At 69.7% G+C, this 17,186-nt stretch carries 15 protein-coding genes; 3 read left to right on the plus strand and 12 right to left on the minus strand.

Translation table 11 applies throughout. The features are described from left to right. Positions 1-32 precede the first annotated feature (32 nt). Together BM013_RS38090 and glpD are read right to left on the minus strand one after the other, a co-directional pair. On the minus strand, positions 33-1,109 hold the full coding sequence (locus BM013_RS38090) for an ABC transporter ATP-binding protein (protein WP_093135452.1): 1,077 nt from the start codon (positions 1,107-1,109) through the stop codon (positions 33-35). A 146-nt stretch (positions 1,110-1,255) separates the two neighbouring features. Then, complete coding sequence (gene glpD / locus BM013_RS38095; protein ID WP_093135454.1) at positions 1,256-2,926, minus strand: glycerol-3-phosphate dehydrogenase; 1,671 nt, start codon at positions 2,924-2,926, stop codon at positions 1,256-1,258. A gap of 121 nt (positions 2,927-3,047) precedes the next feature. Here glpD and BM013_RS38100 point away from each other — a divergent pair, with 121 nt between their 5' ends. Continuing rightward, positions 3,048-3,818, plus strand: a complete 771-nt coding sequence (locus BM013_RS38100) for a DeoR/GlpR family DNA-binding transcription regulator (protein ID WP_093135457.1) — start codon at positions 3,048-3,050, stop codon at positions 3,816-3,818. A 20-nt stretch (positions 3,819-3,838) separates the two neighbouring features. Then, positions 3,839-5,335, plus strand: coding sequence for a glycerol kinase GlpK (gene glpK / locus BM013_RS38105; protein ID WP_093135460.1), 1,497 nt, complete (start codon positions 3,839-3,841; stop codon positions 5,333-5,335). 42 nt (positions 5,336-5,377) lie between these two features. Here glpK and BM013_RS38110 read toward each other — a convergent pair whose 3' ends face one another. Continuing rightward, positions 5,378-5,836, minus strand: a complete 459-nt coding sequence (locus tag BM013_RS38110; RefSeq protein ID WP_093135463.1) for an SH3 domain-containing protein — start codon at positions 5,834-5,836, stop codon at positions 5,378-5,380. Positions 5,837-6,039: 203 nt separating this feature from the next. On the opposite strand from BM013_RS38110, the gene BM013_RS38115 reads away from it, so the two are divergent. After that, on the plus strand, positions 6,040-7,716 hold the full coding sequence (locus tag BM013_RS38115; protein WP_256221872.1) for a phosphoethanolamine transferase: 1,677 nt from the start codon (positions 6,040-6,042) through the stop codon (positions 7,714-7,716). A gap of 52 nt (positions 7,717-7,768) precedes the next feature. Here the strand turns inward: BM013_RS38115 and BM013_RS41525 are convergent, their stop codons facing one another. From BM013_RS41525 to BM013_RS38155, 9 genes are all read right to left on the minus strand, one after another. After that, a complete protein-coding gene (locus BM013_RS41525; RefSeq protein WP_177225681.1) occupies positions 7,769-7,912 on the minus strand; it encodes a hypothetical protein in 144 nt (47 codons plus the stop codon). Positions 7,913-8,052: 140 nt separating this feature from the next. Further along, positions 8,053-8,589, minus strand: coding sequence for a prolyl hydroxylase family protein (locus BM013_RS38120; RefSeq protein ID WP_177225682.1), 537 nt, complete (start codon positions 8,587-8,589; stop codon positions 8,053-8,055). A 29-nt stretch (positions 8,590-8,618) separates the two neighbouring features. Continuing rightward, entirely contained in the window at positions 8,619-9,575 is a 957-nt protein-coding gene (locus BM013_RS38125; protein ID WP_093135465.1) for an alpha-E domain-containing protein, read from the minus strand. Positions 9,576-9,594: 19 nt separating this feature from the next. Then, positions 9,595-11,094: a circularly permuted type 2 ATP-grasp protein gene (locus BM013_RS38130; protein WP_093135468.1), complete on the minus strand. Its 1,500-nt coding sequence runs from the start codon at positions 11,092-11,094 to the stop codon at positions 9,595-9,597. A 124-nt stretch (positions 11,095-11,218) separates the two neighbouring features. Beyond that, a complete protein-coding gene (locus BM013_RS38135) occupies positions 11,219-12,100 on the minus strand; it encodes an oxepin-CoA hydrolase, alternative type (RefSeq protein ID WP_093135471.1) in 882 nt (293 codons plus the stop codon). Positions 12,101-12,336: 236 nt separating this feature from the next. Continuing rightward, on the minus strand, positions 12,337-14,430 hold the full coding sequence (locus BM013_RS38140; protein WP_093135557.1) for an acetate--CoA ligase family protein: 2,094 nt from the start codon (positions 14,428-14,430) through the stop codon (positions 12,337-12,339). A 23-nt stretch (positions 14,431-14,453) separates the two neighbouring features. Further along, positions 14,454-15,260, minus strand: coding sequence for an oxepin-CoA hydrolase, alternative type (locus BM013_RS38145; RefSeq protein WP_093135473.1), 807 nt, complete (start codon positions 15,258-15,260; stop codon positions 14,454-14,456). Positions 15,261-15,262: 2 nt separating this feature from the next. Next, complete coding sequence (locus BM013_RS38150; RefSeq protein ID WP_093135476.1) at positions 15,263-16,282, minus strand: tripartite tricarboxylate transporter substrate binding protein; 1,020 nt, start codon at positions 16,280-16,282, stop codon at positions 15,263-15,265. Between the two features lie 19 nt (positions 16,283-16,301). After that, positions 16,302-17,183 (minus strand): MaoC/PaaZ C-terminal domain-containing protein, encoded by an 882-nt coding sequence (locus BM013_RS38155; protein WP_093135478.1) that lies wholly within the window; start codon positions 17,181-17,183, stop codon positions 16,302-16,304. Between the last annotated feature and the right edge of the window lie 3 nt (positions 17,184-17,186).

Here is a 17,186-nt window from a genome sequence, read left to right on the forward strand (position 1 = left end):
CAGCGGATACACGCGGTGATGAACGTGGGGGCTCATATGTTTCCTTTGCGCCAGGCGGGCGCCAGCGCCAGCTTTTCGCCGGCATCGAACACATAGGCTTGCGCGGCGCTGAAGTACAGCGTGATCGGGGCGCCCAGCTCGAAGCGGTGCACGCCGGTGAGCTGCGCCACCAGCTCGCCGACCGCGGTGTCGACGTGCACGAAGGTGTCGGATCCCGAGATCTCGGCCAGCTCCACCTTGCCGGGCAAGGCGACGTCGCCCGCACCGTCGTTGACGTTCAACGCGCTCGCGCGCAGGCCGACCGTGACCGCGCCGGCCGCGCCTTGCGGCAGGGCCAGCGCCAGCGCGGGGCCGCCGGCCAGCTGCACCTGGCCGGCGGTGGCCGTGCCGGGCAGCAGGTTCATCGGCGGATCGCTGAAGGCGCGCGCCACGCGCAGCGACTGCGGTGCGTGGAACACCTCGGCGGTCGGGCCGTACTGCAGCAACTCGCCCGCGTCCATCACCGCCGTGTAGCCGCCGAGCAGCAAGGCCTCGCCGGGCTCGGTGGTCGCGTAGATCACGGTCGAGTCGCCGGTGGCGAAGAGCTGCGTCAGCTCCTCGCGCAAGCCCTCGCGCAGCTTGTAGTCGAGGTTCACGAGCGGCTCGTCGAGCAGCATCAGCGGCGCGTTCTTGGCCAGCGCGCGCGCCAGCGCCACGCGCTGCTGCTGGCCACCCGACAACTCCTGCGGATAGCGGTCGAGGAACATGCCGATGTGCAGCTTGTCGGCCAGCGCCTTCACCCGCGCGTCGATGTTCGTCTCGCCGCGCAGCTTGAGCGGCGAGGCGATGTTGTCCGCCACCTTCAGCGACGGATAGTTGATGAACTGCTGGTACACCATGGCGACGTTGCGCTCGCGCACCGGCATGCCCGTGACGTCCTTGCCGTCGACCAGCACCTTGCCGGTGGTGGGCGTGTCGAGCCCCGCCATCAGGCGCATCAGGCTGGTCTTGCCAGCCTGCGTGGCGCCGAGCAGCACGGTGACCGCACCGCTGCGCGGCGCGATGCTCTGCTCGTAGAGCCAGGTTTGCGCGCCGACCTTCTTGGTCACGCGCTCCAGAGTCAGTTGCATGTGTCCCCTTCGCCCGTTTCGGGTCTTGGTTCAGCCGCTGTTCACTTGCTCTCTCTGTCGCTCACTATCGCTCTCTGTTGCTCGCGATGGGGCTTCTTCAGCCGGTCATCGTCGCGCCACTGCGCTCCTGCGCCCCTGCCCTCTGTTCAGGCGGCTTTCGCATGGCTGCTCAGCCATGCCGCCACCTGCTCGCGTTGCCCGGGCGTGTAGTGCAACCCCAGCTTGGACCGCCGCCAGAGTACGTCGTCCGCACTCATGGCCCACTCGTGGTCCCGCAGGAAATGCAACTCACGCTCGAACAGGCCGGGCGCCACCTCGGCACCCAGGTCCGCGAAGGATTTCGCGTCGCCCAGCACGTCGGCAATGCGCGCGCCGTAGGCCCGCGCCAGGCGGCGCGCCAGCTGGCCGTAGAGCCAGGGGTGCCTGGCCTGCACGGCCGACACGAAGCGCTCGAAGTCGTCGTCGGGGCGGCGGGCGGCGCCGATCCAGCCCGACAGGTCGCCGCCCGCCATGAAGGCGCCGTCGGTCCAGGCCGGGCGCTGCGCGTTCGACTGGCCCAGCATCTTGCCGACCTCGTCGGCCGCGTCCTCGGCCAGCTTGCGGAAGGTGGTGATCTTGCCGCCCCACACCGACAGCAGCGGCGCGGCCGTGGTGTTCGACTCGAGCAGGTAGTCGCGCGTGACGGCCGACGGGTCGCCCGAGGCGTCGTCCAGCAGCGGGCGCACGCCCGAGTAGGTCCACACCACGTCGGCCGGCACGATGGGCTTCTCGAAGTAGCGGCTGGCCTGCGTGCAGAGGTAGTCGATTTCTTCCTGCGCGATGCGCGCGGCGCCCGGGTCGTCGCCGGTGAGCTCGATGTCGGTGGTGCCGATCAGCGTGAACTCGTCCTGGTAGGGAATGGCGAAGATGATCCGCTTGTCGGGGTTCTGGAAGATGTAGGCGTGGTCGTGCTCGAACAGGCGCGGCACCACGATATGGCTGCCCTTGACCAGCCGCAGGCTCTTGGTGGCCAGCGCCTCGCCCTTGGCCGACTGCGCCACGCCGCGCAGGAAGGATTCGGCCCATGGGCCCGCGGCATTGACCACCGCGCGGGCGCGCAGCGTGCGCTGGGCGCCGTCGGCCCCCTGCAGCGTGGCGGTCCAGCCGTCGGCGCCGCGCTGGGCGTGCACGCAGCGCGTGCGCGTGAGCACCTCGGCGCCGCGCGCCCGTGCGTCGAGCGCGTTCAGCACCACCAGCCGTGCGTCGTCGACCCAGCCGTCGGAGTAGACGAAGCCGCGCTTGTACTGGTCCTTCAGCGGCTTGCCGGCCGCGTGGCGGCGCAGGTCGACGCTGCGCGAAGGGGGCAGCACCTCGCGCCTGGCGAGGTGGTCGTACATGAACAGGCCTATGCGGATCATCCAGGCCGGGCGCATCGAGGGGTCGTGCGGCATCACGAAGCGCAGCGGCCACATGATGTGCGGCGCGCTCTTGAGCAGCACCTCGCGCTCCTGCAGCGCCTTGCGTACCAGGGAGAACTCGTAATACTCGAGGTAGCGCAGCCCGCCGTGGATCAGCTTGGTGGAAGAAGAGGAGGTGTGCGAAGCCAGGTCGTCCTTCTCGCACAGCACCACGCGCCAGCCGCGGCCCGCGAGGTCGCGTGCGATGCCGCAGCCGTTGATGCCGCCGCCGACGATCAGCACGTCGCAATCGGCGGCCGGACCGGGCGCGGACGCAGGCGAAGCAGACGAATTGAGGGAAGAATCGCTCACCGGAAGGGCTTCCATGGATCCATGACTTGGGTCACCAACGGCGGCCATTGTATTTTCGGGATTTTTCATTTAGGTTCCTTTGAGCGCGATTTTCCCCCGAGTTTTCCCTTAGTTGATTCGTTTTCTTTCGTTTTAAAGTGACACGCACGGTAACCTTGCCTGCAGTCTTACTGCCCCTCGCGACGCCCCTGTGAACTCCAATCCGCGCCAGATCAACCTCCTGGACACCGTGCGTACGCGCGGCTCCGTCACCGTCGAACAACTGGCCGAAATGCTCGGCGTGACCCTGCAGACCGTCCGGCGCGACGTGCAGCGGCTGGCCGACGAGGGGTTGCTCACGCGTTTCCACGGCGGCGTGCGGGTGCCCAGCTCGACCACCGAGAACATCGGCTACCAGCAGCGCGAAACCCTGCATGCCGACGGCAAGGCGCGCATCGCCCGCCGGGTGGCCGAACTGGTGCCCAACGACTGTTCGCTGATCCTGAACATCGGCACCACAACAGAGGCCATCGCCAAGGCGCTGATGCGCCACACCGGCCTGCGCGTGATCACCAACAACCTGAACGTGGCCACCATCCTGAGCGGCAACACCGCCTGCGAGGTGATCGTGGCGGGCGGCTCGGTGCGCGCGCGCGACCGCGCCATCGTGGGCGAAGCCACCATCGACTTCATCCGCCAGTTCAAGGTCGACATCGCGCTCATCGGCGTGTCGAGCATCGAGGCCGACGGCTCGCTGCGCGACTTCGACCTGCGCGAGGTGAAGGTGGCGCAGACCATCATCGCGCAGGCGCGCGAGGTGTGGCTGGCGGCCGACGCGAGCAAGTTCAACCGGCCCGCGATGATCCAGCTGGGCACGCTGTCGCAGATCGACCGGTTCTTCACCGACGCCGAGCCGCCGGCCCCGTTCCCCGAGCTGCTGGAAAGCGCCCAGGTGCGCCTGGAAATCGCGCGCGACAACTGACCCGAAGGGACAACGACCGAATGACGACCTACCTGCTCGCCTTGGACCAGGGCACCTCCAGCTCGCGCAGCATCGTGTTCGACCGCGAAGGCCGCATCGTCGCCATCGCGCAGAAGGAACTCACGCAGATCTACCCGCAGCCCGGCTGGGTCGAGCACGATCCGATGGAAATCTGGCAGAGCCAGCTGGCCACCGCGCGCGACGTGCTCGCGAAGGCGAAGCTGAAGCCCGCCGACATCCACGCCATCGGCATCACCAACCAGCGCGAGACCACCGTGCTGTGGAACCGCAAGACCGGCCAGCCGGTGCACCACGCCATCGTCTGGCAGGACAGGCGCGCCGAGCCGCTGTGCGCGAAGCTGCGCGAGGACGGCATGACCGACACCATCCGCGAGAAGACCGGGCTGGTGATCGACGCGTATTTTTCCGGCACCAAGCTGCGCTGGCTGCTCGACAACGTGCCTGGCGCACGCGCGCAGGCCGAGCGCGGCGAACTGGCCTTCGGCACCGTCGACAGCTGGCTCATGTGGCAGCTCACCGGCGGCAAGGTGCACGTGAGCGACGTGAGCAACGCCTCGCGCACCATGCTCTTCAACGTGCACGACAACGCCTGGGACGCCGAGCTGCTGAAGGCGCTGGACATTCCCGCCGCGCTGATGCCGGCGGTGCAGCCGTCGAGCTCGCACTTCGCCGACACCGACGAGGCGCTGCTGGGCCGCGCGCTGCCGATCGGCGGCGTGGCCGGCGACCAGCAGAGCGCCCTCTTCGGCCAGGCCTGCTTCGAGGCCGGCATGGCCAAGAACACTTACGGCACCGGCTGCTTCCTGCTGATGCACACGGGCGGCGCGTTCCAGCCCTCGCAGAACGGCCTGCTCGTGACCAGCGCTGCGCAGACGAGCGCGCAGCCGCAGTACGCGATGGAAGGCAGCGTGTTCGTCGGCGGCGCCGTGGTGCAGTGGCTGCGCGACGGCCTCAAGGCCATCAAGGGCAGCGCCGAAGTGCAGTCGCTGGCCGAAAGCGTGCCCGACGCGGGCGGCGTGATGATGGTGCCGGCCTTCACCGGCCTGGGCGCGCCCTACTGGGACGCCGACGCGCGCGGCACGATCACCGGCCTCACGCGCGGCACCACGGTCGCGCACATCGCGCGCGCCGCGCTCGAAAGCATCGCGTACCAGAGTGCCGCGCTGCTGCAGGCCATGAGCCGCGACGCGGTGGCCGCGGGCGGCAAGCCCGTGGCCGAACTGCGCGTGGACGGCGGCGCGAGCGTGAACGACCTGCTGATGCAGTTCCAGGCCGACCTGCTGGGCATTCCGGTGGTGCGGCCCGAGGTCGTCGAGACCACGGCGCTGGGTGCCGCCTACCTCGCGGGCCTGTCTACCGGCTTCTACAGCGACGCGCGCGAGCTGTCGAAGCTGTGGAAGGTCGAGCGCCGCTTCCTGCCGACCATGGGCCGCGCGCAGGCCGAGGAATCGATGGCGCGCTGGGAGCGCGCCGTGCGCCAGGCCACGGCGACCTGACCGCGGCCACGGCCACGGTCACGACTACGGCCTTGCTTGCGCCTACCAGCCCCAGGTGAGGCGCTTCGACACCCACCCCGTGGTGCCGCTTTCGTGCCGCACCTTCAGCCAGTCGCCGTGCTGCTCCAGCGTGCGCAGCACGTCGCCGTAGCCGGCCTTCTTCACGATGGGGCTGCGCGTGCCCGGCGCGCGGCGCAGGTTGGCCACCCGGGCCTTCACCACGCGGTGCGGCGTCTTGCTGGTCATGGGGCGGAACACCCAGGCCTTGTCGCCTTCGAAGTCGCTCACGTGCAGCCAGTCGCCCTTCCTGCCGATCACCTTGAAGGGGTAGCCCTTGCTGACGGTCCAGTGCGTCTCGTGGCGCGGGCCGGGGCCGGTGCGCATGTTCAGCGTCTTGACGGCGACGCTGACCATCTGTTGGGCGGCGGATGCGGACGGCAGGGCCATCCATGAAAGAGCGAAGGCGAGCAGCAGGGCGGGCAATCGGCTGAATCTGACCATGGAGCGAAGGTTCCTTTTCTTGAGGCTTGAAAAATGTCCGGCGAGGCCGGGCGAGCCCGTCTGGGCGCGCAAGGCCGAATAAGTTCCTTCGGGGATATCCCTGAATGCACCTCGCGGGCATCGGGGCACTGGGGTTCGCGGCGCGGGGCCGGGGGCAGAATCCGCCCGCCCCGACTGCTCTGGCGCTCCGCTGCGCCAACCGCTTGACCGCCCTTTCTTCTCCCGACTCCCCGCCGCGCCCCGCATCCCATCGCCGCGCGTGGCTGGCCTGCGGCGTGGTCGGCGCCACGCTGCTCGCGCTCATCGCGCTGGGCCACGACGGCCGCCGCATCGCGCAGCTCGCGGTGCTGGCCCTGCCGGCCGTGCTGTGGCTGCTGTGGCCGCTGCACAGCGCGCGCATGCGGCAGTTGCGCACGGTGTTCGTCTGGCTCTGGGTCATGGGCTTCGCGCTCGACGCCGCGGTGCGCGCCTACCTGCTCGACACCTACCAGGCCGCGCCCGACGGCGCGATGGTGCTGGGCGCCGCCGCCAACACCAATGCGCGCGAGGGCGGCGAATACCTCTGGATGCACTGGCGCTCGGCGGTCGTGTGGTGCGCCGTGCTGGTGGCGGCCGGCGTGCTGGTGGGCATGTTCGCAAGGCGCGGCGCGGTGGCGTCCGCCGCTTCGGCACGTCCTTCACGCGGGATCACTGCACTGGTCGCGCTGGCGCTGCTGCTGTCCTGCGTGGCCTACGCGAGCAAGCCGTGGCGCCGGCTGCATCCGGCGATCTTCTGGACGCAGTGGGTCGACTCGCTTCACACGCTGCAGGCCGCCTGGGCCGACCAGCAGAAGCAGCGCGACCGGCTGATGGCGCAGGCCGAAGGCATCGCGCCCGTCATCACGCAGGCCGGGCCGTCGACCGTGGTGCTGGTCATCACCGACAGCATCAACCGCGACAACATGGGCCTGTACGGCTACGGCCGAGCGACCACGCCGCGCCTGCAGGCGCACAAGGCGCAGGCCGGCGAGCAGATGACGGTGCTGAAGAACGCCTGGTCGGTGGACGCCAGCACCCTGCCCGCGCTGCGCAACATGTTCCACTTCGGTTTGCCCGAGGGCGACGACCCGCCGCACGTGCTGGCCCTGGCACGCGCCGCGGGCTACAAGGTCTGGTGGATCAGCAACCACGACGACCTGGCCATCGAGCAGCAGCACGCACGCTTCGCCGACGTGGTCGACATGGTGAACCGCACGCCCGGGCGCGCCAGCGCCTCGCTCGACGGCGAGATCCTCGACTGCGTGCAGGAAGCGCTGGCCGACACCGGCACCGAGCGCAAGCTGATCGTGGTCCACCTGATGGGCGCGCACCCGCACTACAGCCTGCGCTTTCCAGCCAATGCCAACCCCTTCGACGACGACGTCGACGCGGTCGAGAGCGGCCTCGTGAAGGAAGGCCGCTCCGCCTGGGTGCGCCGCTTCCGCCAGGAGTACGACGCCGCGCTGCTGTACCACGACTTCGTGGTGTCGGAGCTGCTGCAGCAGACGCGCGCCCCCGGCGATCCCGGCAAGCCCGGCAAGCCCGGCAAGCCCGGTGAGTACCGGGCATGGATGTACCTGTCCGACCACGGACAGGAAGTGGGCCACGTGAGCGACCGTGCCGGCCACAGCCCGGCGACGGCATCGGGCTACCGCATTCCCGCCGTCGTGTGGCGCAACCGCGAGCCGCTGCCCGCCGAGGCCGCGCAGCAACCGTTTCGCGCGGACTGGACCGGGTGGACGCTGATGAACCTGCTCCACATCCAGTGGAACGGCCAGCAGGCCGAGCGCGACGTGCTGGGGAGCAGCTACCGCTGGCAGGCGCCGCGGATTCCGGTGGCGGTGGAGTCGTTCACGCGCTAGCTCCGGCGCTGCGTCAACAGCTGTGGCAGCGTGATGCGTTCAGCGCGGCACCTCAAGTCGCGACGTCGGCTCTTCTTATCCAGACGCCGAATTTCCCACGCTCTTTTTCGGTGAGAGTCGACAGATGATCTTGCATTCTGGCGATACGCAACTGATCTTCGCTGCTCAGTACCAGCGCAAGATCGGTCTTCGTCACTCAGAGTGCAGCCGCCAAGAAATCGCTGCGCAATCGACAAGCCAAGCGCCGTGCTCGCTCTCAACGAAAGATCGTGACTCATGATTGATTTTTCTTGATGCCAGCAGCATGCGCACACCCGTGGCTGCGATGCGGGATCGCTACCCGTACAGCACATCGGAGCGCAAGACGTACTTGGTGCCCGACTCGACCGCCGCGCCTTCATGCCACGTGTCGTGAATGAAGAGCAGCGCCGCGCCGGGCTCAGGCTTCACGCGGAACTCGCGGAAGTCGGTGTCGCCGCCGGTGAAGCCGTCGTTCAGGTAGACCAGCAGCGTGAGCCGGCTCGTGAGCCCGTCTTCATGCCAGGGTCCGTCCTTGTGCATCTTGAAGCGCTGGCCGGGCGCGTACCTGTAGAAGCGCAGGTCCCTGGGCAGGCCCTTGGGCGTCTGCCCGCCGACCTCGGGCAGCGCCACGCCTTGCAGGCGCTGCCACAGCAGCTCGACCCAGGAGGGCGACGGCAGCATTGCGCGTTCGTTGTTGCGGATCGGCGGCATCGCCTTCGGGCCATCGGCGGTGCGCACGCCGGCCGACGCGAAACCTTCGCGCTCGGCCAATGCGATGAGCTGCTCGCACTCCTCGGGCTCGACCAAGCCCTCGATGGAAAACGCGCGCGGCGAATGGGCAACCAGCCGCATGCGTGCGCTGCCCTCTTTCGCAGCGGTCGTCAGTGCGTGGGAACCAGGAAGTCCTGGCTGATGCGCCCGCCCAGCTCGTTCACGCGGTCGAGGAACTGCGTGAGGTAGGCGTGCAAGCCCGTCGCCAGGATCTCGTCGACGCGCGCGTACTGCAGGTCGGCCAGCAGCTTGCCGGCGCGGCGTTGCGTTTCGGCGCTCTGCTCGTTCTGCACCTTCGCGAGGTTGTTGACCACCTCGACCAGGCTCGCATGCAGCGAGCGCGGCATGTCGGCGCGAAGAATCAGCAGCTCGGCCACGCGCTCGGGCTTGATCACGTCGCGGTACACCTTGCGGTACACCTCGAAGGCCGAGACGCTGCGCAGGATCGCGCTCCAGTGATAGAAGTCGTACTCCTGGTCTTCCTCGGTGGCGGCACCGAAGAACTCGCTGTTCAGCGCGTGGAATTTCACGTCGACCAGCCGCGCCGTGTTGTCGGCGCGTTCGAGGAACGTGCCCAGGCGCGAGAAGTAGAAAGCCTCGTCCTGCAGCATCGTGCCCAGCGTGACGCCGCGCGACAGGTGCGAGCGGAACTTGACCCACTCGAAGAACTGGCCCGGGTCGCGCTCGAAGTCGCCCGAGCGCAGCATGCGGTTCACTTCGAGCCAGGTGGTGTTCTGCGTTTCCCAGGCCTCGGTGGTGAGCGCGCCGCGCACCGCGCGGGCGTTCTCGCGCGCGGCCTTCAGGCAGGACACGATCGACGAGGCATTGCTCTCGTCCTTGACCATGAACTCCATCACTTCCTTGGGCGCGATCTGGTCGTACTTCTGGTTGTACAGGGGCAGCAGTTCGCTGATGGACAGCACGCCCTGCCAGCCGTACTTGGCGACTTCGGCGGACTGCGGCAGCAGCGAGGTCTGGTAGTTCACATCGAGCATGCGCGCCGTGTTCTCGGCGCGCTCGGTGTAGCGGGACATCCAGTAGAGATGGTCGGCGGTGCGGGACAGCATCGTGTGGGCTCCTACATTCCTACGTGGACGATTGGCTTTGCGACTGCGTGGCCGCCTTGGGCTTCGGCGCGCGATCGGCTTCGAGGATCCAGGTGTCCTTGGTGCCGCCGCCCTGCGACGAATTGACCACCAGCGAACCTTCCTTCAGCGCCACGCGCGTGAGGCCGCCGGGCACCATCTGCACTTCGCTGCCCGAGAGCACGAAGGGGCGCAGGTCGATGTGGCGCGGCGCGATGCCGGCGTCCACGAAGGTGGGCGAGGTCGACAGGCTCAGCGTGGGCTGGGCGATGTAGCCGTCGGGCTTGGCGATCACGGCCTTCTTGAAGTCCTCGATCTCGGCCTGCGTGGCGGCCGGGCCGATCAGCATGCCGTAGCCGCCGGCGCCGTGCACCTCCTTCACGACCAGGTCCTTCATGTTGTCCAGCGTGTACTGCAGCTCGTCCTTGTTGCGGCACATGTAGGTAGGCACGTTCTTCAGGATCGGCTTCTCGCCGAGGTAGAACTCGATCATCTTCGGCACGTACGGGTAGATCGACTTGTCGTCGGCCACGCCGGTGCCCACGGCATTGCAGATCACGACGTTGCCCGCGCGGTAGGCGCGCATGAGGCCTGCCGTGCCCAGCGTGGACGTGGGGCGGAACACCTCGGGGTCGAGAAAGTCGTCGTCCACGCGGCGGTAGATGACGTCCACGCGCTTGGGGCCGCGCGTGGTGCGCATGTAGACGAAGTCGTCCTTGATCAGCAGGTCCTGGCCCTCGACCAGTTCCACGCCCATCTGCTGGGCCAGGAAGGCGTGCTCGAAGTAGGCGCTGTTGTACATGCCGGGCGTGAGCACCACCACCGTGGGCTCGGCCGTGGCCGGCGGCGCGCTGGCGCGCAGGGTCTCGAGCAGCAGGTCGGGGTAGTGCGCGACCGGCGCGATGCGGTTCTGGTTGAACAGCTCGGGGAAGAGCCGCATCATCATCTTGCGGTTCTCCAGCATGTAGCTCACGCCGCTGGGCACGCGCAGGTTGTCCTCGAGCACGTAGTACTCGCCGTTGCCGTCGGCATCGGGGGCGCGCACGATGTCGATGCCCGAGATGTTCGAGTACACGTTGTGCGGCACGTTCACGCCCATCATCTCGGGACGGAACTGGGCGTTGTTCAGGATCTGCTCGGCCGGGATGATGCCGGCCTTGATGATTTCCTGGTCGTGGTAGACGTCGTAGAGGAAGCGGTTGAGCGCCGTGACGCGCTGCACGAGCCCCTTCTCCATGCTGGCCCACTCGTGGGCGGGAATGATGCGGGGCAGCAGGTCAAACGGGATGAGCCGCTCGGTGCCGGAGCCGTCCTCGTCCTTCGCGCCGTACACCGCGAAGGTGATGCCGACCCGGCGGAAGATCATTTCCGCCTCTTCGCGCCGCGAACGCATCACCTCACCGGGTTGCTTCGCGAGCCATTGGTCGTAGCGCTTGTAGTGCTGTCGGATCGCAGCCCCCGAGTAGGGCAACTGCTCATACATCTCGTCGAATTTGTGCATGGAACGACCAATCTCCTTGAGCCATAGCTTAGCAAGTTCGAGGCCAGTGAAAGCCCTGATGCGAAGCCCAAGGAAACGGTCGAGGGTCTTTTTTTTCGTGTTCCCGGCGTGCGCTGCCGCCGAATCACTGCAGGGTGCCGTCGCCGGCCACCGCGCCCCTGCGCGGCGCCAGGAACCGGCGGATGCGGTCGCCGGCCTCGTCGCCGTACAGGCTGGTCAGGAAGGATTCACGTTCGGCGTCCAGCTGCTCGCGCCGCGCCCGGCCGCGCGCGCCGTGCACCAGCGCCTTGATGCGCGCCTGCGCCTCGAACGGCCCGCGCGCCAGTTCCTGCGCCCAGCCGAGCGCCGCGTTGTAGGCGCTGCCGGCAGGCACCACCTTGTTGACCACGCCCCAGCCATGCAGGCGCTCGGCGCTCACCGGCGTGCCGTCGAGCAGCATCTCGAGCGCGGCCTGCGGCGGCAAGGCCCGCGCCAGCGAATCGGTGCCGCCCGCTTCGGGCGACAGGCCCATGTTGACGTAGGACATCGCAAAGCGCGCGTCCTCGGCCGCCACGATCAGGTCGCACGCCAGGCACACCGAGAAACCACCGCCCATGGCCGCACCCTCGACCGCGGCAATCACCGGCTGGGGCGCTTCCTGCAGGGCCATGACCCACTCGTGCAGCGCGTCGATGTGGCCGCGCTGCTCCGCCTCCGGAAACTTGCGCTGCCGCGCCAGCCGCTTGAGGTCGCCGCCGCCGGAAAAGTGGGCGCCGTCGCCGCGCAGCACGATGGCGCGCACGGTGCGAAAACCCGCGGTCGCCCGCACGGCCTGGGCGGCGGCGCGGTAGATGGACGGGTTGAGCGCGTTGCGCGAGCGCGGGTTGCTGATCGTCAGCACCAGCACGGCGCCTTCGCGGTGCGTGCGCAGGTGGGCACCGGCGGGTTCGATGGGCTCGGCGCCCTCGGCGAACGCTTCGGGGCCCGGCCCGACCCCGTCGCGCGCGGGCAGCGCGTCGGCGTTCATGACGACACCCCCAAGGGCAGCGAGAACAGCGAGGGCAGCGAAGACAAGGCGAGATGGGGCGTGAAGCAGTGGCGCATGGTGTTTCCTTTCGGAAATGAATACGAAACTACTCAACGCATCGGATTCAGAACGGCACGACCCCGGCTTAGGTTTCAGCCCGCAATTTGCCAACTACTTCACAGATTTAAGGGTTCGGCGCCCGGCTTTCGCCGTCCGCGACGCCTCCCGGCGCGCGTTCAGCCGGCGCGTTCGACCAGCGCGTCCACCACCATCGCCCCCTCGCCCACCGCCCCGACCATGACCGGGTTCACGTCGATCGAGGCGATCCGGCCGCCCGCCGCCGCAATGAGCCGGCCCACCGCCACGACCACCTCGGACAGCGCCTGCACGTCCAGCGGCGGCTCGCCGCGCACGCCGCCGAGCAGCGGCGCGATGCGCAGCGTGCTCAGCGCGGCCTTCACCTCGGCCGCGTCGAAGGGCGGCAGCAGCACCGCCACGTCCTGCATCGCCTCGACGTTGGTGCCGCCGTCGCCGACCACCACGACCGGGCCGAACACCGGATCCAGCCGCGCGCCGACCATGAACTCGTGCCGCCCCTTGTGCATGGCCGCCACCAGCACGCCCTCGCGCGCCGCGCCCAGTTCGGCCAGCTTGGCCCATTGCGCGTCGAACAGCGCCGCCGCCTCGTCGGCGCTGCCGACCCGCAGCGCCACCAGGCCGTGTTCCGACTTGTGCGGCACGTCGGCCGAGCAGGCTTTCACCACCGCCGGGGCACCCGCCTCGGCCACCGCACCCCAGGCATCGCGCGCCTGCGCCGCCGTGCGGCACAGCCGGTGCGCCACCACCGGCACGCCGCGCGCGGCCAGCAGCGCAAGGCTCTCGGCCTCGTTCAGGAAACGGCCGCTGCCCCGCGGCAGCGCGGGCGCCGCCTCTTCGGGCCAGGCCGCGTGCGACTCGCGCATCAGCGCCGTGTGCGACGCCAGTTGCGCCAGCACGCCCAGCGCCTCGGTCTCGTTGCCGAAGGTCGGGATGCCGCGGGCCTTGAACGGCGCGGCCACGCTCGCCTGCCAGGCGGCCACCACCACCGGCTTGCCCGTTGCGGCCTCGAACTTCGCGGTGTCGTTCGCGAAGGCCTCGACGTCGTAGCCCGCGCCAGCCACCGGGATGTTGATGAAGAACAGGTCGGCCGCCGGGTCCTGCGCCACGGCGGGCAGCACGTCGCCGAACAGGCCGCTGTTGGACAGCAGCGCGGCGGTGATGTCGATCGGGTTGGTCGCCGTCGCGAAGCCCGGCAGCCGCGCGGCCACGTCGCGCCGCGTGGCGGGCGAGAGTTCCGCCAGCGGCAGCTTGAACTCTTCCGACGCGTCCGCGCCCATCACGCAGCTCGCGCCCGAGTTGCTGATGACCACCAGCCGCCGCCCCTCGGGCCGCCAGCCCTTCAGGTAGGCCTCGGCCGCCAGCGCCTGCGCGTGCGGGTCGCGCACCCGCCAGATGCCGTGGTGGCGCAGGAAGGCGTCGACCGCGCGGTCTTCGTTGGCCAGCGAGCCGGTGTGCGACGACGCCGCCTTCTGACCGCTCGCGCAGCGCCCTGCCTTCACCGCGATGATCGGCAGGTCGCGCTCGCGTGCATAGGCGGCCGTGCGGGCCAGCATCTCGGGGTTGGCGATGTTCTCCAGGTACAGCAGCAGCAGCTTCACGTCGGGGTCGTGCGCCACGGCCCAGGCCAGGTCGGACACCGTCACGTCGGCCTCGTTGCCCGTGGCGTGCACGTGGCGCACGCCCAGGCCGCGCCCGCGCAGCAGGCCGTAGGCCATGGCGCTCATGCCGCCGCTCTGGCTCACCACGCCGATGGGGCCGTCGGCCGGCGGCACCTCGACGAACATGGTCGAGAAGCCCGCGATGGCGCCGTTGCCGAAGTTGGCCAGGCCTTGCGTGTTGGGGCCGTACAGGCGCATGCCGGCGGCGCGCGCGCGCTCGGCCATGGCCTTCTGCACCTCGCGCCCCTCCTCGCCCGCCTCGCCGAAGCCCGAGGCAATCACCACCGCCGACTTCACGCCGCGCGCCGCGCAGTCGTCCACCGCGGCCACGGCCTTCTCGCCGCCCACGATCACCAGCGCCAGGTCGGGCGCCTCGGGCAAGGCGGCCAGCGAGGCGTAGCTCTTGAGGCCCTGCACCTCCTCGCGCGCCGGGTTGATCGGGTAGATGCGCCCGGCAAAGCCGTGCTTCTGCATGTAGTAGATCGGCCGGCCGCCGATCTTGTGGATGTTCTCGGACGCGCCGATCACGGCGACGGATTGCGGGTCGAGGGCGGATTCGAGCAGGTCGGACATGGGCACTTTCATCGATCGGTTCATCAGGTTCTGGCGCGGCCGCGCGCGGACAGGAAGGCCTCGAGCCCCGCGCCGCATTCGTCGCTGTAGAGGCTCTCCACGAAGGCATCGCGCTCCGCGTCGAGTTGCGCGCGGCGCGAGCGCCCGCGCGCGGCATGCACCAGCTGCTTGATGCGCGCCTGCGCATCGAAGGGGCCGGCGGCCAGTTGCTGCGCCCAGGCCAGCGCAGTGGCAAAGGCCTCGCCGTGCGGCACGACGCGGTTCACCACGCCCCAGCCTTGCAGCCGGCCCGCGCTGCACACGCCGCCTTCGAGCAGCAGCTCCAGCGCGGCCTGCGGCGGCAGCGCGCGGGCCAGCGAATCGCTGCCGCCGCCGTCGGGCGACAGCGCCAGCCTCACATACGACATGACGAACTTCGCGTCCTCGGCCGCCACGATGAGGTCGCAGCCCAGGCAGACCGAGAAGCCGCCGCCGGCCGCCGCGCCTTCGACCGCGGCAATCACCGGCTGCGGCGCGTCGTGCATGGCCATCACCCAGTCGTGCAGCGCATCGAGGTGGCCGAGCTGCTCCTCGCGCGGACGCTGGCGCTGGTCGGCCAGCCGCTTGACGTCGCCGCCGCCGCAGAAGTGCCCGCCCTCGCCGGTCAGCACGATGGCGCGAACCGTCCTGTCGTTCGCTGCCTCGCGCAGCAAGGCGGTGGCGGTGCGGTAGAGCAACGGGTGCATCGCGTTGCGCGCGGCCGGGTTGCTCAGCGTCAGCACCAGCACGGCGCCTTCGCGCCGCGACAGCAGGCGCGCGGCGACGGGTGGTTCCTGCATGCCTGTGCTCATGCTCAGTCCACCTGGATGTTGGCGGTGCGCACCACCTGGGTCCACTTGGCGATCTCGGTGTGCAGCGTCTTCGCAAAGGCCTCGGGCGTGCCCGGCGCGGCCTCGGCGCCGACCTCGAACAGCCGCTGCTTGACCTGCGGGTCGTTCAGCGCGCGGGCGATGTCGGCACTGAGCTTGTGCACGATGTCCTTCGGCGTGCCGGCCGGCGCCATGAAAGCCGCCCACGAATAGGCCTCGTAGCCCGACAGCCCCGGCACGCCCGACTCGGCCACCGTCGGCACGTCGGGCAGCAGCACCGAGCGGCGCACGCTCGCCACCGCGATGGCGCGCACCTTGCCGCCCTTGATCTGCGGCAGCGCGGTGGGCGCGTCGGCGAACATCAGCTGCACCTGGCCGCCGAGCAGGTCGCTCATGGCGGGCGCGCTGCCCTTGTAGGGCACGTGCAGCAGCCTGGTGCCGGCCTGCATGTTGAAGAGCTCGCCCGCCAGGTGGGTGCCGCCGCCGTTGCCGGCCGAGCCGAAGCTCAGCTTGCCGGGCGACTTCCTGTCGAGCGCAATGAGTTCGGCCACGGTGCGCGCGGGCACCGACGGGTGCGCCACCAGCACCACCGGGAACATCGCGCCGAAGCTCAGCGGCACGAAGTCGCGCTCGATGTCGTAGGAGAGCTTGGGCCTCAGGCTCGGCAACACCGAGTGGTGGATGCTGCACACCAGCACGTTGTAGCCGTCGGCCGGCGAGCGCGCGACGTTCTCCGCGCCGACGATGCCGCCCGCGCCCGCGCGGTTGTCGACGATGGCCTGCTGCCCCCAGAGCTCGGACAGCTTCTGCGCCACCGCGCGCCCGGTGGTGTCGACCGGGCCGCCGGCCGGAAACGGCACCACGAAGCGAACCGGGTGGTTCGGGTAGGGCTGCTGCCCGAAGGCGGGCAACGCCAGCGGGCCGGCGGCGGCCGCGCCTGCCACCAGCAGGCAATGGCGGCGCGTGACGCCGGTGCCGCGATCTTCGATGTCGAGCTTTTTCATGGTCTTGTCCTCGGTTGAATCAGGCGTCGATGCGCGCATGGCCGTGGTCGAGCACGGTGCGGTCGCGCGCGGGCACGCGGGCCCTGAAATGCAGGTCGTGCGGCCCTTCGCGGTGCATCTCGATGCGCAGGGTCTCGCCCGGGAACACCGGCGCGGAAAAGCGCGCGAACAGGCTGCGAAGCCGCGCGGGCTCGTTGCCGCAGGCATGCGCCAGCACCGCGTGCCCGGCCATGCCCCAGGTGCACAGGCCATGAAGAATCGGCCGCTCGAAGCCCGCGGCGCGCGCCGTGCCGGGGTCGGAATGCAGCGGGTTGCGGTCGGCGCACAGGCGGTAGAGCAAGGCCTGCTGCGGCAGCGTCGGAATGTCGACCACGATGTCGGGCGCACGCTGCGGCACGGGCGCCGGCGCCTCAGGCGCGGCGTCGCCCGGCGCGGCCTCGGTGGCGAAGCCGCCGTTGCCGCGCGCGAAGGTGGTGTGCGTCACCGTGGCCAACGCCTGGCCGCTCGCGGCGTCGAACAGCTCCTTGTCGTAGGTGACGGTGGCGCCGCGGCCCGGCCCCTTGTCGACGACGCGCGTCACGCGGTGGCGCGCCACCACCGTGCCCGCCGCCGGCAGCGGGCGGTGCCACACCACTTTCTCTTCGCCGTGCACGATCTGCGCAAAGTCGATGCCGGTGGCCGGGTCCTGCATCCAGGAGCCCGGAAAGCCCAGCACCACGGCCAGCGTGGGCAGGGCCTGCGGCATGCCGGTAGCGGTGTCGTCGACGAACTTCAGCTGCGCCGCGTCGGTCGGGTCGCGGCCCAGGCCCAGCGCGAGCGCGTAGCGCATGCTGTCGTCGGCCGTGTAGCTGTGGGAGATGTCGGCGAAGGCCCAGGCCTTCAGGCGTGCGGGATCGATCATCGG

This window comes from Variovorax sp. OK605 (assembly GCF_900115445.1).
Lineage (GTDB): Bacteria > Pseudomonadota > Gammaproteobacteria > Burkholderiales > Burkholderiaceae_C > Variovorax.

Bases quoted from the DNA above. Each gene is read 5' to 3' on its own strand.
- BM013_RS38090 (WP_093135452.1), bottom strand. From the start codon at position 1,109: ATGCAACTGACTCTGGAGCGCGTGACCAAGAAGGTCGGCGCGCAAACC.
- glpD (WP_093135454.1), bottom strand. From the start codon at position 2,926: ATGAAAAATCCCGAAAATACAATGGCCGCCGTTGGTGACCCAAGTCAT.
- glpK (WP_093135460.1), top strand. From the start codon at position 3,839: ATGACGACCTACCTGCTCGCCTTGGACCAGGGCACCTCCAGCTCGCGC.
- BM013_RS38110 (WP_093135463.1), bottom strand. From the start codon at position 5,836: ATGGTCAGATTCAGCCGATTGCCCGCCCTGCTGCTCGCCTTCGCTCTT.
- BM013_RS38120 (WP_177225682.1), bottom strand. From the start codon at position 8,589: ATGCGGCTGGTTGCCCATTCGCCGCGCGCGTTTTCCATCGAGGGCTTG.
- BM013_RS38125 (WP_093135465.1), bottom strand. From the start codon at position 9,575: ATGCTGTCCCGCACCGCCGACCATCTCTACTGGATGTCCCGCTACACC.
- BM013_RS38130 (WP_093135468.1), bottom strand. From the start codon at position 11,094: ATGCACAAATTCGACGAGATGTATGAGCAGTTGCCCTACTCGGGGGCT.
- BM013_RS38135 (WP_093135471.1), bottom strand. From the start codon at position 12,100: ATGAACGCCGACGCGCTGCCCGCGCGCGACGGGGTCGGGCCGGGCCCC.
- BM013_RS38140 (WP_093135557.1), bottom strand. From the start codon at position 14,430: ATGTCCGACCTGCTCGAATCCGCCCTCGACCCGCAATCCGTCGCCGTG.
- BM013_RS38145 (WP_093135473.1), bottom strand. From the start codon at position 15,260: ATGAGCACAGGCATGCAGGAACCACCCGTCGCCGCGCGCCTGCTGTCG.
- BM013_RS38150 (WP_093135476.1), bottom strand. From the start codon at position 16,282: ATGAAAAAGCTCGACATCGAAGATCGCGGCACCGGCGTCACGCGCCGC.
- BM013_RS38155 (WP_093135478.1), bottom strand. From the start codon at position 17,183: ATGATCGATCCCGCACGCCTGAAGGCCTGGGCCTTCGCCGACATCTCC.